This window comes from Actimicrobium sp. CCI2.3 (assembly GCF_035019065.1).
Classification (GTDB): Bacteria; Pseudomonadota; Gammaproteobacteria; order Burkholderiales; family Burkholderiaceae_D; genus Actimicrobium.
This window is the reverse complement of the sequence record NZ_JASJWR010000022.1, coordinates 71,544-90,690: the sequence shown is the minus strand read 5'-3', so window position 1 is coordinate 90,690 and position 19,147 is coordinate 71,544. Positions and strand designations below refer to the sequence as shown.

17 protein-coding genes are annotated in these 19,147 nt (G+C 56.0%); 15 read left to right on the top strand and 2 right to left on the bottom strand.

The genetic code is table 11. From position 1 onward, the window contains the following. Positions 1–110: 110 nt before the first annotated feature. Genes QN370_RS13425 through QN370_RS13400 form a run of 6 tightly spaced genes read left to right on the top strand, consistent with a single transcriptional unit; the run spans position 111 to position 6,720 of the window. Positions 111–1,382 carry a type 4b pilus protein PilO2 gene (locus QN370_RS13425; RefSeq protein WP_322126894.1) on the top strand — a complete coding sequence of 424 codons (1,272 nt, stop codon included), beginning with the start codon at positions 111–113 and terminating at the stop codon, positions 1,380–1,382. 7 nt (positions 1,383–1,389) lie between these two features. Further along, positions 1,390–2,058, top strand: a complete 669-nt coding sequence (locus QN370_RS13420; RefSeq protein ID WP_322126895.1) for a hypothetical protein — start codon at positions 1,390–1,392, stop codon at positions 2,056–2,058. Further along, positions 2,055–3,749 (top strand): GspE/PulE family protein, encoded by a 1,695-nt coding sequence (locus tag QN370_RS13415; RefSeq protein ID WP_322126896.1) that lies wholly within the window; start codon positions 2,055–2,057, stop codon positions 3,747–3,749. Before QN370_RS13420 ends, QN370_RS13415 begins: the two co-directional genes overlap by 4 nt. Positions 3,750–3,777: 28 nt before the next feature. After that, on the top strand, positions 3,778–4,860 hold the full coding sequence (locus QN370_RS13410; protein ID WP_322126897.1) for a type II secretion system F family protein: 1,083 nt from the start codon (positions 3,778–3,780) through the stop codon (positions 4,858–4,860). After that, positions 4,814–6,472: a hypothetical protein gene (locus tag QN370_RS13405; RefSeq protein WP_322126898.1), complete on the top strand. Its 1,659-nt coding sequence runs from the start codon at positions 4,814–4,816 to the stop codon at positions 6,470–6,472. Before QN370_RS13410 ends, QN370_RS13405 begins: the two co-directional genes overlap by 47 nt. 50 nt (positions 6,473–6,522) lie before the next feature. After that, positions 6,523–6,720: a lytic transglycosylase domain-containing protein gene (locus QN370_RS13400; RefSeq protein ID WP_322126899.1), complete on the top strand. Its 198-nt coding sequence runs from the start codon at positions 6,523–6,525 to the stop codon at positions 6,718–6,720. Between the two features lie 172 nt (positions 6,721–6,892). On the opposite strand, the gene QN370_RS13395 is transcribed toward QN370_RS13400, so the two are convergent. Next, positions 6,893–8,986 carry a putative bifunctional diguanylate cyclase/phosphodiesterase gene (locus QN370_RS13395; protein ID WP_322126900.1) on the bottom strand — a complete coding sequence of 698 codons (2,094 nt, stop codon included), beginning with the start codon at positions 8,984–8,986 and terminating at the stop codon, positions 6,893–6,895. A 219-nt stretch (positions 8,987–9,205) separates the two neighbouring features. Between QN370_RS13395 and QN370_RS13390 the strand changes: the two genes are divergently transcribed. The 8 genes from QN370_RS13390 to moaE all read left to right on the top strand — a co-directional run bounded on the left by QN370_RS13390 (position 9,206) and on the right by moaE (position 15,980). Continuing rightward, complete coding sequence (locus QN370_RS13390) at positions 9,206–9,577, top strand: hypothetical protein (RefSeq protein WP_322126901.1); 372 nt, start codon at positions 9,206–9,208, stop codon at positions 9,575–9,577. Beyond that, on the top strand, positions 9,574–9,795 hold the full coding sequence (locus QN370_RS13385; RefSeq protein WP_322126902.1) for a hypothetical protein: 222 nt from the start codon (positions 9,574–9,576) through the stop codon (positions 9,793–9,795). Before QN370_RS13390 ends, QN370_RS13385 begins: the two co-directional genes overlap by 4 nt. Positions 9,796–10,298: 503 nt before the next feature. After that, the gene (kbl, locus tag QN370_RS13380) at positions 10,299–11,516 is read left to right on the top strand and encodes a glycine C-acetyltransferase (protein WP_322126903.1); all 1,218 of its coding nucleotides are present in this window, start codon (positions 10,299–10,301) and stop codon (positions 11,514–11,516) included. Then, positions 11,516–12,487 carry an NAD-dependent epimerase/dehydratase family protein gene (locus QN370_RS13375; protein ID WP_322127236.1) on the top strand — a complete coding sequence of 324 codons (972 nt, stop codon included), beginning with the start codon at positions 11,516–11,518 and terminating at the stop codon, positions 12,485–12,487. The genes kbl and QN370_RS13375 overlap by 1 nt, the downstream gene beginning before the upstream one ends. A 74-nt stretch (positions 12,488–12,561) precedes the next feature. Further along, positions 12,562–14,022, top strand: coding sequence for a threonine synthase (gene thrC, locus QN370_RS13370; RefSeq protein ID WP_322126904.1), 1,461 nt, complete (start codon positions 12,562–12,564; stop codon positions 14,020–14,022). After that, positions 14,019–15,260, top strand: coding sequence for a gephyrin-like molybdotransferase Glp (gene glp / locus QN370_RS13365; protein WP_416172118.1), 1,242 nt, complete (start codon positions 14,019–14,021; stop codon positions 15,258–15,260). Before thrC ends, glp begins: the two co-directional genes overlap by 4 nt. After that, the gene (gene moaD / locus QN370_RS13360) at positions 15,260–15,517 is read left to right on the top strand and encodes a molybdopterin converting factor subunit 1 (RefSeq protein WP_322126906.1); all 258 of its coding nucleotides are present in this window, start codon (positions 15,260–15,262) and stop codon (positions 15,515–15,517) included. The genes glp and moaD overlap by 1 nt, the downstream gene beginning before the upstream one ends. Positions 15,518–15,521: 4 nt before the next feature. Continuing rightward, a complete protein-coding gene (moaE, locus tag QN370_RS13355; RefSeq protein ID WP_322126907.1) occupies positions 15,522–15,980 on the top strand; it encodes a molybdopterin synthase catalytic subunit MoaE in 459 nt (152 codons plus the stop codon). A gap of 182 nt (positions 15,981–16,162) precedes the next feature. On the opposite strand, the gene QN370_RS13350 is transcribed toward moaE, so the two are convergent. After that, complete coding sequence (locus QN370_RS13350; RefSeq protein ID WP_322126908.1) at positions 16,163–16,444, bottom strand: hypothetical protein; 282 nt, start codon at positions 16,442–16,444, stop codon at positions 16,163–16,165. Positions 16,445–16,518: 74 nt separating this feature from the next. On the opposite strand from QN370_RS13350, the gene clpB reads away from it, so the two are divergent. Continuing rightward, on the top strand, positions 16,519–19,122 hold the full coding sequence (gene clpB, locus QN370_RS13345) for an ATP-dependent chaperone ClpB (RefSeq protein ID WP_322126909.1): 2,604 nt from the start codon (positions 16,519–16,521) through the stop codon (positions 19,120–19,122). Positions 19,123–19,147: the final 25 nt, after the last annotated feature.

The following is a 19,147-nucleotide window of genomic DNA, read 5'->3' as shown; positions in this document are numbered from 1 at the left end:
CTTGGCACCGCTTCGCGCTAAATCCTGCATTTACTACGAAGCAAAATTGGTCAAGACGTTGCTCGTGAGGCGCTTACCACCATTACGGGAAGTTTGGCTCTCAAACACTGGTGTTCGGTCTGGAATGGGAGCCGCTGGAAGCGTTGCTGGAGCCATTTCTGGATGCCAAGCGCCGTTCCGGGGCTCGTTCCTATGTGCTCGCACCATCCCAAGACTTGGTCGGTTTGTCGCAGCAAACCTACCCGTCCGGCGCTAGCAGTGCGGCGCTCTATCTGGCCGATGCAGTGTCCCAGGGGGGACGCGAACTCTATGTTCTGGAGTTCAGCAGCGCCAACGGTCAAGCCCAAGAGTGTGGCGTTGTTGCCTTGATCGACAAAATGCCCGTGCCCGGCTTCGATAGGGTCGTCTCACCCACGCAAGTCGCCGATTTGATTGAAGAATTTCATCTGCTGCAGGCTGGCCAGAATGCGCTCTTGTTCAGCAACATGGCTAATCTGCCCGGTGCCAAGCCGCTTCGCCCCACGCTGTTTACCACTTCTGTGAGCGAGGCGCACGTGCATCGCCTGCGCAACAAGAAGGCCATGTGGCTGGGCGTGCTGGTGCTGTTCGTGTGTGCGGGTTTGGGCTACTGGGCTTATAGGACCTATGAGGAGGAGCAACATTTGATGGAGTTACAGCGGCAACAACAGGCCAGTGACCCCAATTTACTGTACGAGCAAGCTATTCAACCTGCCTTGAACAACACCGGCGAGCCTGGCATCAATATGCTGCGTCGCTGGCAAGACACCATTGATCCGATTCCAATTTGGGTCAAAGGTTGGCGCATGGAGTCATTTATTTGCGACCAGCAGGCTTGCCGGGTGAATTGGGCACGCGAACACGGCTCAATTGCTGACTTCAGCGCCAACCTACCGGCGGGTGCAGCACTTCAGCCGTTCGCAGAATCGGCCAAGCAAGTATCGACGCAAGCCAACTGGGTGCTGTCCCCGGTATTGACCACGACGCACCCGTTAAAAGGTGCGAGGGCCACCCCGGTGCTTGTCCGTGAACTGTTGCCACTGGCAAACGACGCAGTGAAAGAAATGAGCGACTTTCTCCAAGATATTTCATTACTTGGTAGCAAAGACAAGTCTACCGGCACTACTTACGGGCTGACGCTCCCCATCACTTTCGGGATGCCCGGCGCTGTAGCGGAGCAGCTCAAAAAACCCGTCGAGTCCGGTTCTTTGTCGTTTCCTTTGTCAGGTGGTGATTTGAAGATGATCACCCTGCCTGGCTACGTGGTGCTGCGTGAATTATCGCTGGCCAAGCAAAGTTCTATCCATTCCATTGCCGATTCGGTGTTGTCAATTAAAGGTGACTATTATGCTAAAGGCAAGTAGTGTCAAGTTGGACGCACGCTATTTTTGCGCTTTGGTTGTGGCCATGGGTTTTTATTCGGCCCCTGTAGCGGCACAATCGGCCACGCAGTCCGCAGCTGATTTATCGCCTGGTAGCGTGTCTGCCACGACCCAGTCGCCAAGCCCGTCGTCTCTGGATGCCACCTTTGGCCAGGCTGTTGCGGAGGCAAAGCACAATCGCGAGCTCGCACTCAAAGCGGAATTCGAAGCGAAAAGGCGGGCTGAATTGCTTAGCCTGATGCCCGGCGTGGGCACGGCGCACAATCCTTTTGCAGGAGCCATGTTCAGCGGCGCAGCACCCGACTCACAAGACAATACACAACCCATAGTGATAGGCCTGACGGGCGCAATGGGAAAATACACCGCTGAACTGTGGTTCGAGGGCAAAGTTTATCGCGTCCGCAGCGACCAGTTGCCGCTGCGCAGCCGGCTTTGGACGGTGTTACAAATCACCGAGCAGGGTGTGGTTCTCAACACCAGGCAGAAATGGACGGGGGTGGGCCGTGATGGCCGCTATAGCTTGCCAGCCCCTGCACCAGGCGCGCCGGAACAGACCTTGGGTGCAATCCCTTTTGGGGAACTTGCAACGGCATCTGCCTTTCAATCTAATTCACTGGGGCAACGGCTACCTTCATTTGGTCCGTCCGGCGCTAAATGAAGGCACGTGACAGTGCGAACGGCAGCCTAGGCCACATTCAGCACATCAGGCAGGTTCCTGAGAATGAAGGCGCGCTGACTTATGGCGAGTCGGCGCAAGTTCCACTTTCAGAGTTGGATGTGGCTCGAATGAGCGCACTTCGCAGCGGCACTGAAAATTTCTTCGTGCTGTGCTTGCCCGAGGTATTGCAAACCCCGCCTTGGTTTCGGCTGATCGAGCGGAGCAAAAAGCTGGGCCTGAGCTACAAGGGCAGCTACACCACCGACTCGGGTGTGCTGGACATGCTGCGGGTTTCCTCGCAAACGGGGGGCAGCCAAACTCGGTCAAATGGCGAGCACGATGATGATCAAGTGATGGAGCGTTTGCTGGAAGAGTCCAATGGGCTGGAGTGGTTTCGTACCATCGTTAAAGTAGGCCTCGATTTGAACGCCAGCGACATTCACATCGAAATACGCGAAAAACTGACGGACATCCGGGTGCGCCTGGATGGTGTGATGCGTGATGTGATGACGGTGCCATCTCATGCGGCCTTACAAGGTGTTGCTTCGGCCTACACCATGCAGGCCGAAGAGCACTCACGCTCAGAGGTTGCGTTCAATGAAATGCTGGCTCAGGCGGCCATGATTCCCTTGACGCTGGGCGATCGCAAGGTGAACCTGCGCTACCAGACGCATGCCGTGGTCGGCGGACTGGACGCCACGCTGCGTATTTTGAAGGTGAAAAGCGACGACAAGGTGTTGACGCTCGATCAGTTGGGCTACCTGCCGCAGCAGGTCATTGAGTTTCACAAGGCAACGGCATCTTCCGCCGGCGGCGTGTTTGTGACGGGAGTCACGGGCTCCGGAAAAACCACCACCCTGAACACACTGCTGTCGGGTTTGATTCAAGGCGGGTTGCGCAAAATCATCTCCATCGAAGACCCGGTTGAGTACCTTGTCAAGGGAGTGTCGCACTACTCCATTCAGCGCAGTGCGGCTGGGAACGTCAACAATCCGTTTTTGGCCGCCATGATGGCTTTTTTGCGCATGGACCCGGATGTCGGCATGTTTGGAGAAATTCGTGACAGAGTCTCCGCCAGCATGGCCGAGGCCGCCATCCAGACCGGCCACAAAATTCTCACCACCGTGCATGCAACGTCCGCTGTGGGCGTTATCGGACGGCTATGTTCTTCAGCCCTTGGTTTGTCGCGTGACTCACTTTGTGCGCCTGGCTTCATATCGGCACTGGTGTACCAGGTTCTGATGCCTTTGAACTGCCCCTATTGCAAATTGCCTGCCACATCGGTCATGGCGCAGGCAGACTTGCAACCCTACCAAGACCTTTTTGGTCTGGATCTCAGCCAGATTTATGTGGCGAGCGAACAGGGCTGCGACCACTGCCGAATTCCGGGTATCGACTACAGCAAATCCACCCGCGTGGGCGTGAAGGGTGTGAAAGTGGCGGCCGAGGTGCTGCTGCCTGACGAGCGCATGCTGCAGTTGTTGCTCAAGGGCGATGACTTCGGTGCCAAACGGTATTGGGCGCAGCAGCGTGTGTCTGGCTTCGATGTGCCCGACATGATCGGCAAAGAGGTGTGGGGGCATGTTCTGTATGACATTTCCAGGGGAGGGGTGGATCCATTTTATTTTGAGTACACATTTGGGGCTCCCACTTTGTACCGCGACGCCTTGCAAATTTCGGCCATTACCTGAGGCCGCCACTCATTGACTTGTAAACAACATGGCCAACCTCCTAAAATCCTTTCAATTGTGGAATGCGCGCAGACGTATGCATGCCATGCGTGCGGACTTTTACTTCGACTTGTCCATCAGTCTTGAAGACCAGGTGCCGATTTTCAACGCCATTAAAAAGTACGAATCCAGAGCCCGCAGGCGAGACCCCGCCATGGCACCGCTGTATTTCGAGATGCTGCGCAACGTGCGGGAGGGCTCGCTGGCGGGGGCCATGCAAGGCATTGGTACCCCGGTAGAACGCATTATTCTGGACGCCATTCAAACCGGCAACGACAAGGTGCTGGCCGACGGTCTCAGACACTTGTCGAGCGTGGTAGAGGATACCGATGCCATGCTTGCCACGGTTCGCAAGGCGATTACTTATCCTTTGATTTTGGTGGTTCTATTCAGTGCCATGATCACCGCGTTTTCTTTATTTGCTGTGCCCGTGCTCGAGCAGTTGATGCATCCGGACAAGTGGCCGCTGATGGGGCGTGGTTTGTATTTTGTGTCCAAGGTGATCCGCAACTTTGGTATTTTTATTTTGCTGGGTGCCATTGGCCTGGTGATGCTGTTCATTTGGGCGCTGCCCAACTGGACCAGCCCGATGCGGCGTCGGCTGGACAAGTTTTTGCCTTTTTCAATGTACCGGGACTACAACGGTGCTTTGCTGGTGGTGGCCCTCGCCGCCATGATGCGGGCCAATATTTCCATTCGGGCCGCGTTAGAGCGCGCCATCAAGTTTGCATCGCCCTGGATGCGTTGGCACCTGCGCCAGATTTTGCGTCGACTGGCCACAGTGGACTCTGTCGCCTTTGGTACTGCCTTTCAAACAGGAATACTGTCCACCGCCATTGAAGACCGCATTGAAGATGCCTCTGAGCGGTCCAATCCGGTGGAGTCGTTTGTCAAGATAGGTAACAGTGCCATTGCGAGAACCTCAAAGTCCATGGAAAAGTCCGCCGGGCTCTTGAACGCGATTTTACTGGCGCTGTGCGGCATGGCGTTGCTGTTCATGATGGCGGGGTTTTTCACCACCGCGTTTGAGCTGCAAAACGGCATCAGGGCGCAAAGCACTCGCGGCCGATGAAGCGGCATTGGGGTGGTTAAAACAGAAAGTGGGGCAGGATATGTGGTTAAAAAATATGCTTTCTCATCGTGCTTCACCTGACATTAAAAAAGCCCGTGTAAATGTCCGCGAGCGCGGCTTTGTGCTGGCAGAGTTGGCTATTGCCGTTGTTATTGCTGGCATGATGGTCGTCTCTGGCATCGCCTACTACAAGCGGCAGCTGCAGGACGACACCGCGCACGCTCTGGCCGAACAGTACAAGACGGTGAACAACGCGGTGGGCACCTACATGGTGGACCATTGGGTAGACTTGGTGAATACGGACGTAAGTTGCGGCTACTCTTCTTGGCTTGTGGGCGGTCTCCCGCTCGTGCTCCCCCCTTCTACCTTATGCCAGAAAACTTTCGGGGCTACCTCTACCCCCATTACGATTATTAATGCGCTACAGCCCACCATAGCGGATTTGGTCAATCTCGGCTACTTGCAGCAAGGCCAGGCGGGGCCCTTGTTGCAGCCCGATAGTACTGTCGTTGTGACGACACCTTCAGGAGCGGCCCCACACACTTTTGGCATCAGAATCGAGGTGATTTGCACCAACACGTTCCCTCCCACCACCACTTTGACACTGTGCCCAGATCCAACATTGCGGCGCGACTTGCGCTCGGTAGTGTTCAATACCCGCCCTTACGCCAATGTGGACAACCAGCTGTATAACATTTTGGGCGAGGCCTTGCGCGTGCTACCCAACGATGCGGGCATGTCCATCCCTTTGGTCACCAACGCTGCGCTTGATCTCGTGGGGCGAGCTAGGCCGGGGGCGCTGGATACGATTGTCAATAACAATTTTGTCAATATACCCAACCCGGTGCGGGTATCTGGCGCTACAGGCCAGGCTGGCATATTGGGGGTGCGGGGCGGTTATGGCAGCTCTGGTTTTCAGAAATTTACCCGCCGCGATGGCGGCGCACCGCCTGAGGGGCCTTGGGACTTTAATAGTCAAAACCTGAAAAATATTCAAGAATTTCAAGCCCAAAAGATCCAACTCAGTGGCAAGAAAGTTAATGATACCTGTGACCCTACGAAAGAATCAATTGCGGTTTCAGATATTTCAAGAGATTCAAGACTTCCAGCAGCTCCAGCTTCGCAGAAAGCATTTGTTATTTGTGATGACGTAGGCAAATGGAAACTGCCTCTAGCGAAAGGCATAGATCCAAGCCAATCTATGAAGGCGAGTGTTACAGTTACGCCAGGCGCAACGGGACCCTTTTTCTTGTTGAATGGCAGTTACGATTTTGCAACTTCAGGGTGGGGCATCCCTTCCCTTGTGGGAATTAAGCAAGGCACTATTAATCAGAATGATTTTTATCAAGATACTTATTGCACTAAAGTTTCGGCAAATAAAAACAATAACGGGACTCTTCTTATTAGCAGTGATGATTACTTCAGCTGTATTGAATACAATACCAATGCAGTCACACAAACCTATGTTATTCCGGAAGCCTTGAATTTTGCAGTCGGTGAATATGACAGCAAGTGGGCATTGACGAGAGTTGCACTACTACCTTATGACAGTAATGCAAATGCTGACAATAGAACATATATTTTAGAATTTATTTTATACAAAATTAACTAATAAATAATCAGGTATATTAAATAATAAATTTAGGGTTCTTATCCCATCAGATGCTCGAGGCTTTGCTGCTGGCCATTGCCAAGCAGGAGTCCAACTTTAACCCGGCTGCGGTAGGGCGCAACGCCGATGGCACGCGTGGCATTGGGCTGATGCAGTTCAACTCGGGCTGGTTGCCAGCACTACGCCGATATGGGGTGGTCGAGCAGAATTTATGGGACCCCTGTATCAATCTTCATGCAGGTGCCTGAATTTTGGCGGGCAATATTCGCCAGCTAGGTGAAACGGTTAACGCGCTAGGCGCTTACAACGCGGTAACGGCCAACAAGCGGCTGGCTTACGCGCAGAAAGTGCTTGGCCACGCGCAGCGGTTTGCGTCGCCTTCAGTCGCTGAAAACAGGGCTGAAAGCACATGCCAAGCTTCTATGCACACTCCAAAGGACGACCAAAATAGTATCCCTGCACGTACTTGCACCCCAACTGGCGTAGCAGTTCCACCTGCGCCAGGTTCTCCACGCCTTGTGCTACCACTTGCAACCCCATACTGGTATCCATGGCAATGATGGCCCCGACGATAGCTGCGTTGTCCGGGTTGGTGTGGATGTCGTTGATGAGCGACTTGTCTATCTTTAACTCGCTAATGTGATGCTTGCGCAAATGTACCAAGCTCACGTAGCCCGCGCCAAAATTGTCCAATGACAAGACCAAACCCAAATTGTCAAGCTCTTTGAGCGTCGCGTTGGTGGTGCTGACATCGTGCATGACGATACTCTCGGTGAGCTCCAGGATGATGCGGGCTGGGTCGACTCCCGTCTCACTAAAAATGGCTTTCACGCGTTCTGCGAAGTCTTCCTGGTGGAACTGGCGTGGAGAGATGTTCACTGCAATTTGTACCCCCGCAATTCCCTCCTTCTCCCATGCCACCTGCTGGCGGCAGGCTTGCGCCAACACCCATTCTCCTAATGGCAATATCAGCCCGGACTCCTCCGCGAGCGTGAGGAACTCAATCGGATGAATTAACCCAATTTGCGGATGCTGCCAACGCACCAGAGCCTCAGCACCCACCATGCGTCCGCTACCCAAGTCCATTTTAGGCTGGTAGTGCAGCCTGAATTCATCGCGCTCCAAGCCCCTGCGCATGGCATCTTCCATGTTCATGTTGCGCGTGGCGGTGACGCCCGTCTCAGGCACAAATTGGCGCACGCCGTTGCGTCCGTGTTCCTTGACCCGGTACATGGCAATGCCAGCATAACGCAACAGTATCTCGCCATGGTCCCCATCACGCGGGTAACAAGAGATGCCAATGCTTGCCGTGACCACGACATCCTGCTCACCAATGGACAGCGGCTTGGACAAGGCGATCAGGATTTTTTCGGCGATGATATCGACGTCACCCATCTCTGGCAAGTCTGTCAGCAAGATGACAAATTCGTCTCCGCCCAGGCGGGCGACGGTATCAGTTTCGCCTACACAGCCTATGAGTCGTTTGGAAACCTCTTTGAGCACGTGATCCCCGTCGCCGTGCCCCGATGCGTCATTGATTGACTTGAAATGGTCCAGATCCAACAACATCAGCCCCATCAACAAATTATTGCGTTTAGCCGACGCAATTCCTTGCGCAATCCGGTCATTGAGCAAGTTGCGGTTAGCTAGGCCGGTTAGACGGTCGCGGGTGGTCTGGTATTCGAGTTCTTTTTGGTAATTGAGCTGGTCGCTAACACCGTTAATCACGTCAACATTAATCACACCAACATTAATCACACCAACAAAGTGCTTGGTTTGGGCACTACTCGCATCGTTTATCGGGGAGATGGTAAAAGCGTTCCAAAACTGTGTAGCATCCTTGCGCAAGCTCTGCAGTTCGCCTTGCCAGTACTGGCCAGGCTGTAAAGCGGCTATTTCCTTGCGACATTGTTCGCCAATGGCGTCGCTCACCTTCCATAGCACTTCGGTTCCGATCAACTCGTCAGAAGTGTAGCCCGACGTTCTGCAATAGCTGTCGTTGCAATACTCCAGCTGGCCCATCGCATTGGTAATCACCACCGGAAACGGACTCTGGCGCACGGACAACGCAAGCAATTCCGCGTTGGACAACAAATCCCGCTCGTTCCCCGAGTGTGTCAAGGCGAGAATGGCCTCCACCAACTCCCTCGCAATGCGCATCAAAATGGCGTGGGCCTGGGAGCCGTCGCTCAGATCAAAGGTGGCGCTCACCTGCAACTGGGCAACGGACACGCCATGATGCGCTAGTGGTAACAACAAATGCTGAAGAACTCCATTGAGCGGAGGTTGATCCGCATTTGCCTCGTAAATTTTTGATTGGTTCTCGACATTCAGTGCCACTCGTACGCTAACGTATCCTGCCTTGGTCACCAGTGCTTTGCAAAAGCCTTGCAACATAAGCGACACATCCCCGGCAAACCAGAAATGATGGGATAGCTCACCCAGCAGCGAATACCATTCTTCCCGCCTTTGGGGCTCCGCGCTGAGTGCGTGCAGTGCATTTATTTCCCCCATTTATTTTCCTTACTGTGATTTAAGGTACCAACTTTAGCAGTATTGAGATGAAAGTCTACTTTCAGTTTCGATTAATGAGGCATGAGTCTGACGCGGGGCAGGTGATTTCACAGTAACTTCGGAGTCAAGGCGCACAGTGTCTTGTTCGAGCAGTGCGAGCAAATAGCCCTGTAACGTATAAAATTGTTTGGCAGTTGCGGCACTCAGGATATTATTTTTATGGGCCAGCATCAGGATCATGATTTTGATACGCTGATTTCGCAGCCTTTTGGACGGTCCCCGCAACTTTTTTTGCATAACGCAGCGGCTAATTCGGCTGGATTGGCGAATTCTGCAAGTCCATCAAAAGAGGACTTTATGCTTTACAAGCTCCTGGCAAATGTTGCAGCAGGTGTAGGTGTTACAGTTGCTATATTTATAAGTATTGTTTTATATATCAACGCAGACACATCGAAGCCACTGTCCCCAGTAGCGTCGGCTCTGGAACGCTGTGTAGAAGAAAAGATAAAGCTTTTGCCCGCCCATGAAAAAGTGGGTGGAAGAGTTGTATTTTTGGAATTTTGCAAAAAACTCAAGGATAAAATGAAATGAGTGCACTTGTTGATGTTGCAGCTCGCAAAATTTGGGATTCACGAGAAACCATTGAGCGGCGCAACGGCAACAAAAACCGCCACCCTGGCAAGGGCGTTCTCAAAGACTCAAATGCCATGTCATCGTTTTCAAGTGGTACTTTGAGCGTTGCGGATCTGAATTGCTTTCGGGTTCAGGGAGCTGTATTTGGAAGGCCTCATGAAGTGCACCCTGCTTGAACATGACGCAGACCTGTTGAACGAATCCTGGCAAGATGTTTTTCGTGCAGGTCCGGCTGGCGCGCACGTCTGCTCAAAGGCTGGGAGGTGTTTGTCAGAGCATTCCTCGATAAACAGTTCACGCCTCGTTTAACTGCAACATCAATCCCGCTGACTCATACATACCCCCGCCATGACACCCCAGGAAAGTGCCTCAGGTTTCATCGTGCAAGGCATCGCTTCTCCACTCGAACGCGGTGACTTCAAGCTCGTTGCCTTCGACATTGGCACCACGCTCATCAACATCAAGTGTCAGGTCGCGCCCGTGGAGCATGCGTTGCAGCCAGGTGTGGACTTCGGTAGGGGGCAGGTACGGTTGGGGGTTTTCACGAGCGGGATTACAAAGTGGGAAAGTACTGCTAATATCCACTATATTGAAAATAAGTTCTACATAATGGAATTTAATAAAACCAGCGGATTGATTCAGAGATCATGAATCGATTCTACCAATCGTCGAGGACATCATGAGCGTCAACAACAAGAAAACTTTTTTTACCGGGCTGGAGCAGGAGCTGGATCGCTTGAAAGACGCCGGCTTGTACAAGAACGAGCGGGTGCTGGCGTCGCGGCAGGGTCCCGAAGTGGTGTGTGATGATGGCCGCACGTTGATCAACCTGTGTGCGAATAATTACCTCGGCTTGTCCGGTGAAGAATCCACGGTACGCGCCGCCGTTGCCGCGACCGAGCAATTCGGTTACGGGCTGTCGTCGGTGCGGTTCATTTGCGGTACGCAGACAGTGCACAAACAGCTTGAACAGGCATTGTCGACCTTCCTCGGCATGGAAGACACCATCCTGTACGCGGCGGCATTCGATGCCAATGGCGGATTGTTCGAGCCGCTGTTCAATGACGAAGATGCGATCATTTCCGATACCCTCAACCATGCGTCGATCATCGATGGCGTGCGCTTGTGCAAGGCGGCGCGCTATCGCTACCAGCACAACGACATGGCCGACCTCGAGCTGCAATTGCAGGCCGCCGCTGGTAAGCGCCACGTGGTGATTGCCACCGATGGCGTGTTTTCGATGGACGGCACCATCGCCCAGCTCGACAGGATTTGTGACCTGGCCGACCAGTACGGTGCGCTGGTCATGATCGACGAATGTCATGCCTCGGGCTTCATGGGTGCCAACGGACGTGGCACGCATGAACATCATGGCGTGATGGGCCGGGTCGATATCATTACCGGCACACTGGGCAAGGCGCTCGGTGGTGCGATGGGTGGTTTCACGTCTGCGCGCAAGGAAGTCATCGACATGTTGCGCCAGAAATCCCGTCCGTATCTGTTCTCGAACAGTCTTGCCCCCGCCATTGCCGGCGCTTCGCTAACGGTGCTGGAACGGCTCGCGTCATCCACCGAACTGCGTGACCGGCTGCATGCCAACACCGCCTATTTCCGCAGCGCGATTGCAGCGCTGGGTTTCACGATCAAGCCGGGGACTCATCCTGTGGTGCCGGTGATGCTGTTCGATGCACCGGTGGCACAGCGTTTTGCTGCGCGTTTGTACGAACTTGGCGTGCTGGTGACCGGTTTCTTTTATCCGGTCGTGCCGATGGGGCAGGCGCGTGTGCGGGTGCAATTATCGGCAGCGCATACGACCGAACAACTCGATACGGCGCTGGCGGCTTTCGAGCAAGCCGGGCGCGAGCTGGGTTTGCTCGGCAAAACAGGAGTCGCATGATGGAGCGCATCCTGGTCATCGGTGCCAATGGCCAGATCGGGAATGAACTGGTCGTCGCGCTGGCCTTGCAGCATGGTGCCGACAATGTCATCGCTGCCGACCTCGGTCCGCGTAATCCGTTTGGTGCTGCGCATTACGAAGCCATCGACGTGCTCGATCGCCGTCTGGTGGCACGCATCATCGACACGTACGGCATCACGCAGGTCTACCAGCTCGCCGCCCTGTTGTCGGTCACCGGCGAACAGGAGCCGCTGAAGGCCTGGAGCCTGAACATGGATGGCTTGCTCAATATTCTGGAGATCGCTCGTGAGCGTACTGCCGCCGGTCGGCCGCTGCGGGTTTTCTGGCCCTCGTCGATCGCTGCCTTCGGGCCGGGCTCGCCGCAGGACAACACGCCGCAACAGACGGTGATGGATCCGACCACGATTTACGGGATCAGCAAACTGGCCGGCGAGCGCCTGTGTGCGTATTACTTCAGCAAATATGGCGTTGACGTGCGCAGCATCCGCTATCCGGGCATCATCAGTTTCCGTTCGCCTCCGGGCGGCGGGACGACCGATTACGCGATTGCGATTTTCCATGCGGCGTTGCGTGACGAGCCGTACCACTGCTACCTGTCAGCCGACACCATGCTGCCGATGATTTACATGCCGGATGCGATCCGCGCCACCATCGCGCTGATGGATGCGCCCGCCGAACGGATCGCGATTCGCGCTGCCTACAACGTGGCGGGCCTGAGTTTCAATCCGGCACAACTGGCGGAGGCGATTGGCCAGCAGCGACCCGGTTTCGAGATCAGCTATGCACCCGATGCGCGCCAGGCCATTGCCGACACCTGGCCGCATAGTCTCGACGACGCGGCTGCCCGCAGCGACTGGGATTGGCAGCCGCGCATCGACCTCGCTGCGCTCGTCACCGACATGCTTGCCAATGTCGTTGTGGTACCGCGTGAACTTGGGCAGGTTGCCTGACGGCGGTGCGAACGTCGCAAAGGACGTGGCAGCTATAATGCACGCACATTAACGACGCCTGCACCTTCACTTCTATGCGCTATGTCTCGACCCGCGGCCACGCCGCGCAGCCTTCCTTTTCCGAAATCCTGCTGGGTGGCCTTGCGCCGGACGGTGGCCTGTATTTGCCGGCCGTTTATCCGCAAGTCTCGGGTGCCGAACTCGATGCATGGCGCGCGCTGTCCTACGCCGATCTGGCGCTGGAAATCCTGAAAAAATTCGCTACTGATATTCCCGTTGCGGACCTCAAGGCACTGACCGACAAGACCTATACCGCTGCCGTCTACCGCAACACGCGTGCTGGCGAAGCCGCCGAGCGCATCACGCCATTGCATTTGATCGAGCAGGACGGTGACAAGACCCTGCTGCTGCAAGCCCTGTCGAATGGTCCGACGCTGGCCTTCAAGGATATGGCGATGCAGTTACTCGGCAACCTGTTCGAGTACACGCTCGACAAGCAGCAAGCCGAACTCAATATTTTCGGTGCGACCTCCGGCGACACCGGCAGCGCTGCCGAATACGCGATGCGCGGCAAGCACGGTATCCGCGTGTTCATGTTGTCACCGCACCTGAAAATGAGCGCCTTTCAAAGCGCACAAATGTTCAGTCTGCAAGACGACAACATTTTTAATGTCGCTATCAAGGGTGTGTTCGATGATTGTCAGGACATGGTCAAGGCCGTCTCGAACGACCTTGCCTTCAAGGCACGCTACAAGATCGGCACCGTCAATTCGATCAACTGGGCGCGTGTGGTCGCGCAGGTGGTCTATTACTTTCGCGGCTATCTGGAGGCAACCACCCGCAATGAGCAGAAGGTTTCGTTCACGGTCCCGTCCGGCAATTTCGGCAATATCTGCGCGGGCCACATTGCCCGCATGATGGGCTTGCCGATTGATCAGCTGGTGGCCGCCACCAACGAAAACGATGTGCTCGACGAGTTCTTCCGCACCGGCATTTACCGTGTGCGCAAGTCGTCCGAGACCTATCACACCACCAGTCCGAGCATGGACATCAGCAAGGCTTCGAACTTTGAACGCTTCGTCTTTGACTTGCTCGATCGCGATGCGGTACGCGTCAAGGCGCTGTTTGCCAAGGTCGATACCGAAGGCGGTTTTGATCTGTCCGGTGCGCCCGGCAGCGATGGCGACGAGTTCAACAAGATCGCGCAATTCGGTTTTGCGTCCGGTCGCTCATGCCACACAGACCGGCTCGCGACGATTCGCGACCTGCATGCGCGCTACGGTCTGATGGTCGACACGCATACCGCCGATGGCGTGAAGGTCGCACGCGAGCATGTCAAATCAGGCGTGCCGATGATCGTGCTGGAAACCGCCTTGCCAGCCAAGTTCAACGAAACCATTCGTGAAGCGCTCGATACCGACGCCGCCCGTCCGGCCGGCTTCGAGAACATCGAATTCTTGCCGCAGCGCTTTGAAGTCATGGAGGCCGATGTCGCGCAAGTGCAGGCCTTCATCGTTGCCCACACCGGACTATGACCATGAATACGCCACCACCCCGCCCGCCGATGTTGCCGGTTGCCGAAGCATTGGCGTTGCTGCTCGCTGCCGCGCGTCCGGTGACCGGTCACGAAGTCATCCCGACGCTGGAAGCGAATGGCCGCGTGCTCGCGCTGGCACAATCGTCGCAACTCGATGTGCCGCCGATGGACAACACGCATATGGATGGTTACGCGGTGCGCGCTGCCGATTGCGTCAGCGGGTCAGCACGCCTGCGTGTGGCCCAGCGCATTCCGGCCGGTCATGTCGGTCAGCCCTTGCTGGCCGGGACTGCTGCGCGGATTTTTACCGGTGCGCTGATTCCCGAGGGGGCTGATGCAGTCGTGATGCAGGAGCAATGCACGGCGGACGGCGACGACGTCATCGTCACGCACGCACCTGCCAGCGGCGAATGGATACGCCGTCGTGGTGAAGACATACTGACTGGTAACGAAATACTTTCTGCGGGTACGCGTTTGCGCGGGCAGGAACTGGGGCTTGCCGCGTCAGTTGGACTGGCTACCTTGCCGGTGGTGCGCAAGATCAAGGTCGCCGTGTTTTTTACCGGCGACGAACTGGCGATGCCGGGCGAGGTCTTGAAACCCGGTGCGATCTACAACTCGAACCGCTTCACGTTGCGCGGACTGCTGGAAAATCTCGGTTGCGAGATCACTGATTACGGCATCGTGCCGGACACGCTGGCTGCGACGCGCGACACCTTGCGGCTGGCTGCGCAAGACCACGACCTGATCGTCACGTCGGGTGGTGTCTCGGTCGGTGAGGAAGACCACATCAAGCCGGCGGTCGAAGCCGAAGGGCGCTTGAACATGTGGCAGATCGCAGTCAAGCCCGGCAAGCCGCTGGCGTTCGGCGAAATCGATCGTAGCGGAGAGGGCAGTGCGTTCTTCCTCGGCTTGCCCGGTAATCCGGTATCGAGCTTCGTGACCTTTTTGTTGTTCGTGCGACCGTTCATTTTGCGCTTGCAAGGTGTTGAGGATGTCGCACCGCAAGCCTATGCAATGCGCGCGGGTTTCGACTGGCCGAAGGCAGATCGTCGCAATGAATTCCTGCGTGTGCGGGTCGGACCAGACGGTGCGCTGGAGCTATTCCCGAACCAGAGTTCGGGCGTGCTGACCTCGACTGTCTGGGGCGACGGGCTGGTCGATAATCCGGCCGGGCAGGTGATTGTTCCTGGCGATATCGTGCGGTTTATTCCTTTTTCCGGATTACTCAATTGATGAAAATTACCCTGCGGTTTTTTGCCAGCGTACGCGAAGTAGTGGGTACGGGCAGCGAAGTGCTGACGCTGCCGGTGGCGGTTCTCACCGTGGGCGATGTGCGGCAATTCTTGCGCGAGCGCGGTGACCCGTGGGCACAGGCGCTGGACGAGGGACGGGCGTTGCGCATGGCGCTGGATCAGGAAATGGTCACGGCGACTGCCGCAATTACGGACGGCTGCGAGCTGGCTTTTTTCCCGCCGGTCACCGGTGGTTAAAGCGATGACAATCCGCATCCAGCAAGCCGATTTCGATATGAGCACCGAGCTGGCACAGTTACGCAAAGGCAGCCCGCAGGTTGGCGCCATCGTCAGCTTCGTCGGCACCGTGCGTGACCTCAACGACGGCGCGACGGTCAGCCAGATGGAGCTCGAACACTATCCGGGCATGACCGAAAAATCGATTGCCGTCATCATCGACCGAGCCCGCGCGCACTGGCCGATTGCCGATGCGCTGGTGATCCACCGGATCGGGCCGTTGCTGCCGACCGAGCAGATTGTGCTGGTGGCGGTGGCTGCGGCTCATCGTGGCGAGGCGTTTGCGGCTTGTGAGTTCATCATGGATTATCTGAAAACCGAAGCGCCTTTCTGGAAAAAAGAGCAGACGCCGGAGGGGGCGCGTTGGGTCGATGCGCGGGCGGTGGATGATGCGGCTTTGGATAAGTGGGTGTTGGTGCCTTGAGTATAGTAGGTGGTGCAACGAATGCACTGACAGCGATAACTGATTCTGTATGTGCTTCGTCATGACCAAGCCGGGGGCGGCCCGGCAGCCGGTTACTTCTTTTTGCTTCGCCAAAAAGAAGTAACCAAGAAAAAGGCGACCGCGAAGCGGCTGCCCTTCGGGTTCCCAAAAGTCGGAGCCAGTCAGGGGGAGGGCCGCAAACTCGCTTCGCTCAGACATGCGTCCCTCTGATCCCCTGCCTGACTCCGACTTTTGGCAGCTGCTTCAATGCGGAACAGGTCAACGTCAACGGCCAAGTCAACATCAACATCAACATCAACATCAACGTCAACGTCAACGTCAACGGCCACGTCAAAATCAGAATCAACATCAACATCAACGTCAACATCACCATCAATTCGCAGGGTGCAATAACCGAAGGGCATTGCACCGCCCCTATTAACATAACCGGAATTCTGACGCAAAGATGCAATCCGTCGCTTGAAAAGCCAATACCACACCCCATGTTGTGGTTATTGAATTTATTCCGGAGCTCACCATGCGTCTAGACAAACTCACCACCAAACTGCAAGAAGCGCTGTCCGATGCGCAAAGCCTGGCAGTCGGCAACGATAATCCCTACATCGAACCGGCGCATTTGCTGGTCGCGTTGCTCAATCAGGACGACGGCAGTGCCAATTCACTGCTGCAGCGCGCCGGTGCCAATATTGGCGGCCTGACGGCGGCGCTGAAATCGGCGCTGGAGCGCTTGCCGAAAGTTTCCGGCACGGGTGGTGAAGTGCCGGTCGGGCGCGAACTCGGTGCCTTGCTCAATGTCGCTGACAAGGAAGCACAGAAGCGCGGCGATCAGTTCATTGCCAGCGAAATGATCTTGCTCGGCCTGACCGACGACAAGTCCGAAGCCGGCAAGGCCGCACGCGAAAACGGTCTGACCCGCAAGGCGCTGGAAGCGGCGATCGAAGCGGTACGTGGCGGCGCGTCGGTCAATTCGGCCGATTCCGAAGGCCAGCGCGAAGCGCTCGCCAAATACACAATTGACCTGACCGAACGCGCCCGTCTCGGCAAGCTTGATCCGGTGATCGGCCGCGATGATGAAATCCGTCGTGCGATTCAGGTCCTGCAGCGTCGCACCAAGAACAACCCGGTGCTGATTGGCGAGCCGGGCGTCGGCAAGACGGCCATCGTCGAGGGGCTGGCGCAACGCATCGTCAACGGCGAAGTACCGGACAGCCTGAAATCCAAACGCGTGCTCTCGCTCGACATGGCCGCGCTGGTCGCTGGTGCCAAGTACCGTGGCGAATTTGAGGAGCGCCTGAAAGCCGTGCTCAAAGACCTCGCCAAGGACGAAGGCCAGACCATCGTCTTCATCGATGAATTGCATACGATGGTCGGTGCCGGCAAGGCCGATGGCGCGATGGATGCGGGCAATATGCTCAAGCCGGCATTGGCACGTGGTGAACTGCATTGCGTCGGCGCGACCACGCTCGACGAGTATCGCAAGTACATCGAAAAAGACGCTGCGCTGGAACGCCGCTTCCAGAAAATTCTGGTGGCCGAACCGAGTGTCGAAGCGACCATTGCGATTCTGCGGGGTTTGCAGGAGCGCTATGAAGTCCATCACGGTGTCGACATCACCGATCCGGCCATTGTCGCTGCGGCTGAACTGTCGCATCGCTACATTACTGATCGCTTCCTGCCCGACAAAGCCATCGACCTGATCGACGAAGCCGCTGCCAAGGTCAAGATCGAAATCGACTCGCGTCCCGAAGTGATGGACAAGCTCGATCGACGTACCATCCAGCTGAAGATCGAACGCGAAGCGATCAAGAAAGAAAAAGACGAAGCATCGCAACGCCGGCTCGCCCTGATCGAAGAAGAAATCCTGCGCAGCGAACGCGAATACGCTGACCTCGAAGAAATCTGGCGTGCAGAAAAAGCCGCCGTGCAGGGTAGCCAGCACATCAAGGAAGAGATCGAGGAAGTCCGTCTGCAAATGGACGAAGCGACCCGCAAGAGCGATTGGAAAACCGTCTCCGAGCTGCAATACGGACGCTTGCCCGAGCTCGAAAAAGCGCTCGAAGCACAGTCACGCCAGGACGAGGCGGCCGACAAGGCCAATCTCAAGCCGAGGCTGTTGCGCACCCAGGTCGGTGCCGAAGAAATCGCCGAGATCGTCTCGCGTGCGACCGGCATTCCGGTCTCGAAAATGATGCAGGGCGAGCGCGACAAACTGGTTCACATGGAAGATTTTCTGCATCAGCGCGTGATCGGCCAGCATGAAGCCATCGTCGCGGTGTCCGATGCGATCCGTCGTTCAAGGGCCGGTCTGTCGGACCCGAACCGTCCCTATGGCTCGTTCATGTTCCTCGGGCCGACCGGTGTCGGCAAGACCGAACTGTGCAAGGCGCTGGCCGGATTTCTGTTCGATACCGAAGAGTCGATGATCCGCATCGACATGTCCGAGTTCATGGAAAAGCATTCGGTGGCGCGGTTGATCGGTGCGCCGCCAGGCTATGTTGGCTACGACGAAGGTGGCTTCCTCACCGAAGCGGTTCGCCGTCGGCCGTACAGCGTGATCCTGCTCGATGAAGTCGAGAAGGCGCATCAGGATGTGTTCAATGTACTGTTGCAGGTACTTGATGATGGCCGCATGACCGATGGCCAGGGTCGTACAGTGGACTTCAAGAACACCGTTATCGTGATGACCTCCAACCTCGGTTCGCACAAGATTCAGGCGATGGAAGAGAGCGAACCGGCTGTCGTCAAGATGGCCGTGATGGCCGAAGTGCGGCAGCATTTCCGTCCCGAGTTCATCAACCGGATCGACGAGATTGTGGTGTTCCATGCGCTCGATGAAAAGCATATCGGCTCGATTGCCCGCATCCAGTTGAAGATACTCGAGCAGCGTCTGGGCAAGATGGACATGGGGATCGAGATCACCGATGCGGCGCTACAGAAAATCGCCGAAGCCGGTTTTGATCCGGTGTATGGCGCGCGGCCCTTGAAGCGTGCGATCCAGCAGCAGATCGAAAATCCTTTGTCGAAGCAGATTTTGGAAGGCAAATACGGACCGAAGGATGTGATTCTGATCGATGTGGTCAATGGAGAATTGACGTTCGGGAAGAGCGTGGCAGCAGTGTAAATTGCCGTGCCGTTGAAGGCCGTCG

Bases quoted from the DNA above. Each gene is read 5' to 3' on its own strand.
- QN370_RS13415 (WP_322126896.1), top strand. From the start codon at position 2,055: ATGAAGGCACGTGACAGTGCGAACGGCAGCCTAGGCCACATTCAGCAC.
- QN370_RS13410 (WP_322126897.1), top strand. From the start codon at position 3,778: ATGGCCAACCTCCTAAAATCCTTTCAATTGTGGAATGCGCGCAGACGT.
- QN370_RS13400 (WP_322126899.1), top strand. From the start codon at position 6,523: ATGCTCGAGGCTTTGCTGCTGGCCATTGCCAAGCAGGAGTCCAACTTT.
- QN370_RS13395 (WP_322126900.1), bottom strand. From the start codon at position 8,986: ATGGGGGAAATAAATGCACTGCACGCACTCAGCGCGGAGCCCCAAAGG.
- QN370_RS13390 (WP_322126901.1), top strand. From the start codon at position 9,206: ATGGGCCAGCATCAGGATCATGATTTTGATACGCTGATTTCGCAGCCT.
- QN370_RS13385 (WP_322126902.1), top strand. From the start codon at position 9,574: ATGAGTGCACTTGTTGATGTTGCAGCTCGCAAAATTTGGGATTCACGA.
- kbl (WP_322126903.1), top strand. From the start codon at position 10,299: ATGAGCGTCAACAACAAGAAAACTTTTTTTACCGGGCTGGAGCAGGAG.
- QN370_RS13375 (WP_322127236.1), top strand. From the start codon at position 11,516: ATGGAGCGCATCCTGGTCATCGGTGCCAATGGCCAGATCGGGAATGAA.
- thrC (WP_322126904.1), top strand. From the start codon at position 12,562: ATGCGCTATGTCTCGACCCGCGGCCACGCCGCGCAGCCTTCCTTTTCC.
- glp (WP_416172118.1), top strand. From the start codon at position 14,019: ATGACCATGAATACGCCACCACCCCGCCCGCCGATGTTGCCGGTTGCC.
- moaD (WP_322126906.1), top strand. From the start codon at position 15,260: ATGAAAATTACCCTGCGGTTTTTTGCCAGCGTACGCGAAGTAGTGGGT.
- moaE (WP_322126907.1), top strand. From the start codon at position 15,522: ATGACAATCCGCATCCAGCAAGCCGATTTCGATATGAGCACCGAGCTG.
- clpB (WP_322126909.1), top strand. From the start codon at position 16,519: ATGCGTCTAGACAAACTCACCACCAAACTGCAAGAAGCGCTGTCCGAT.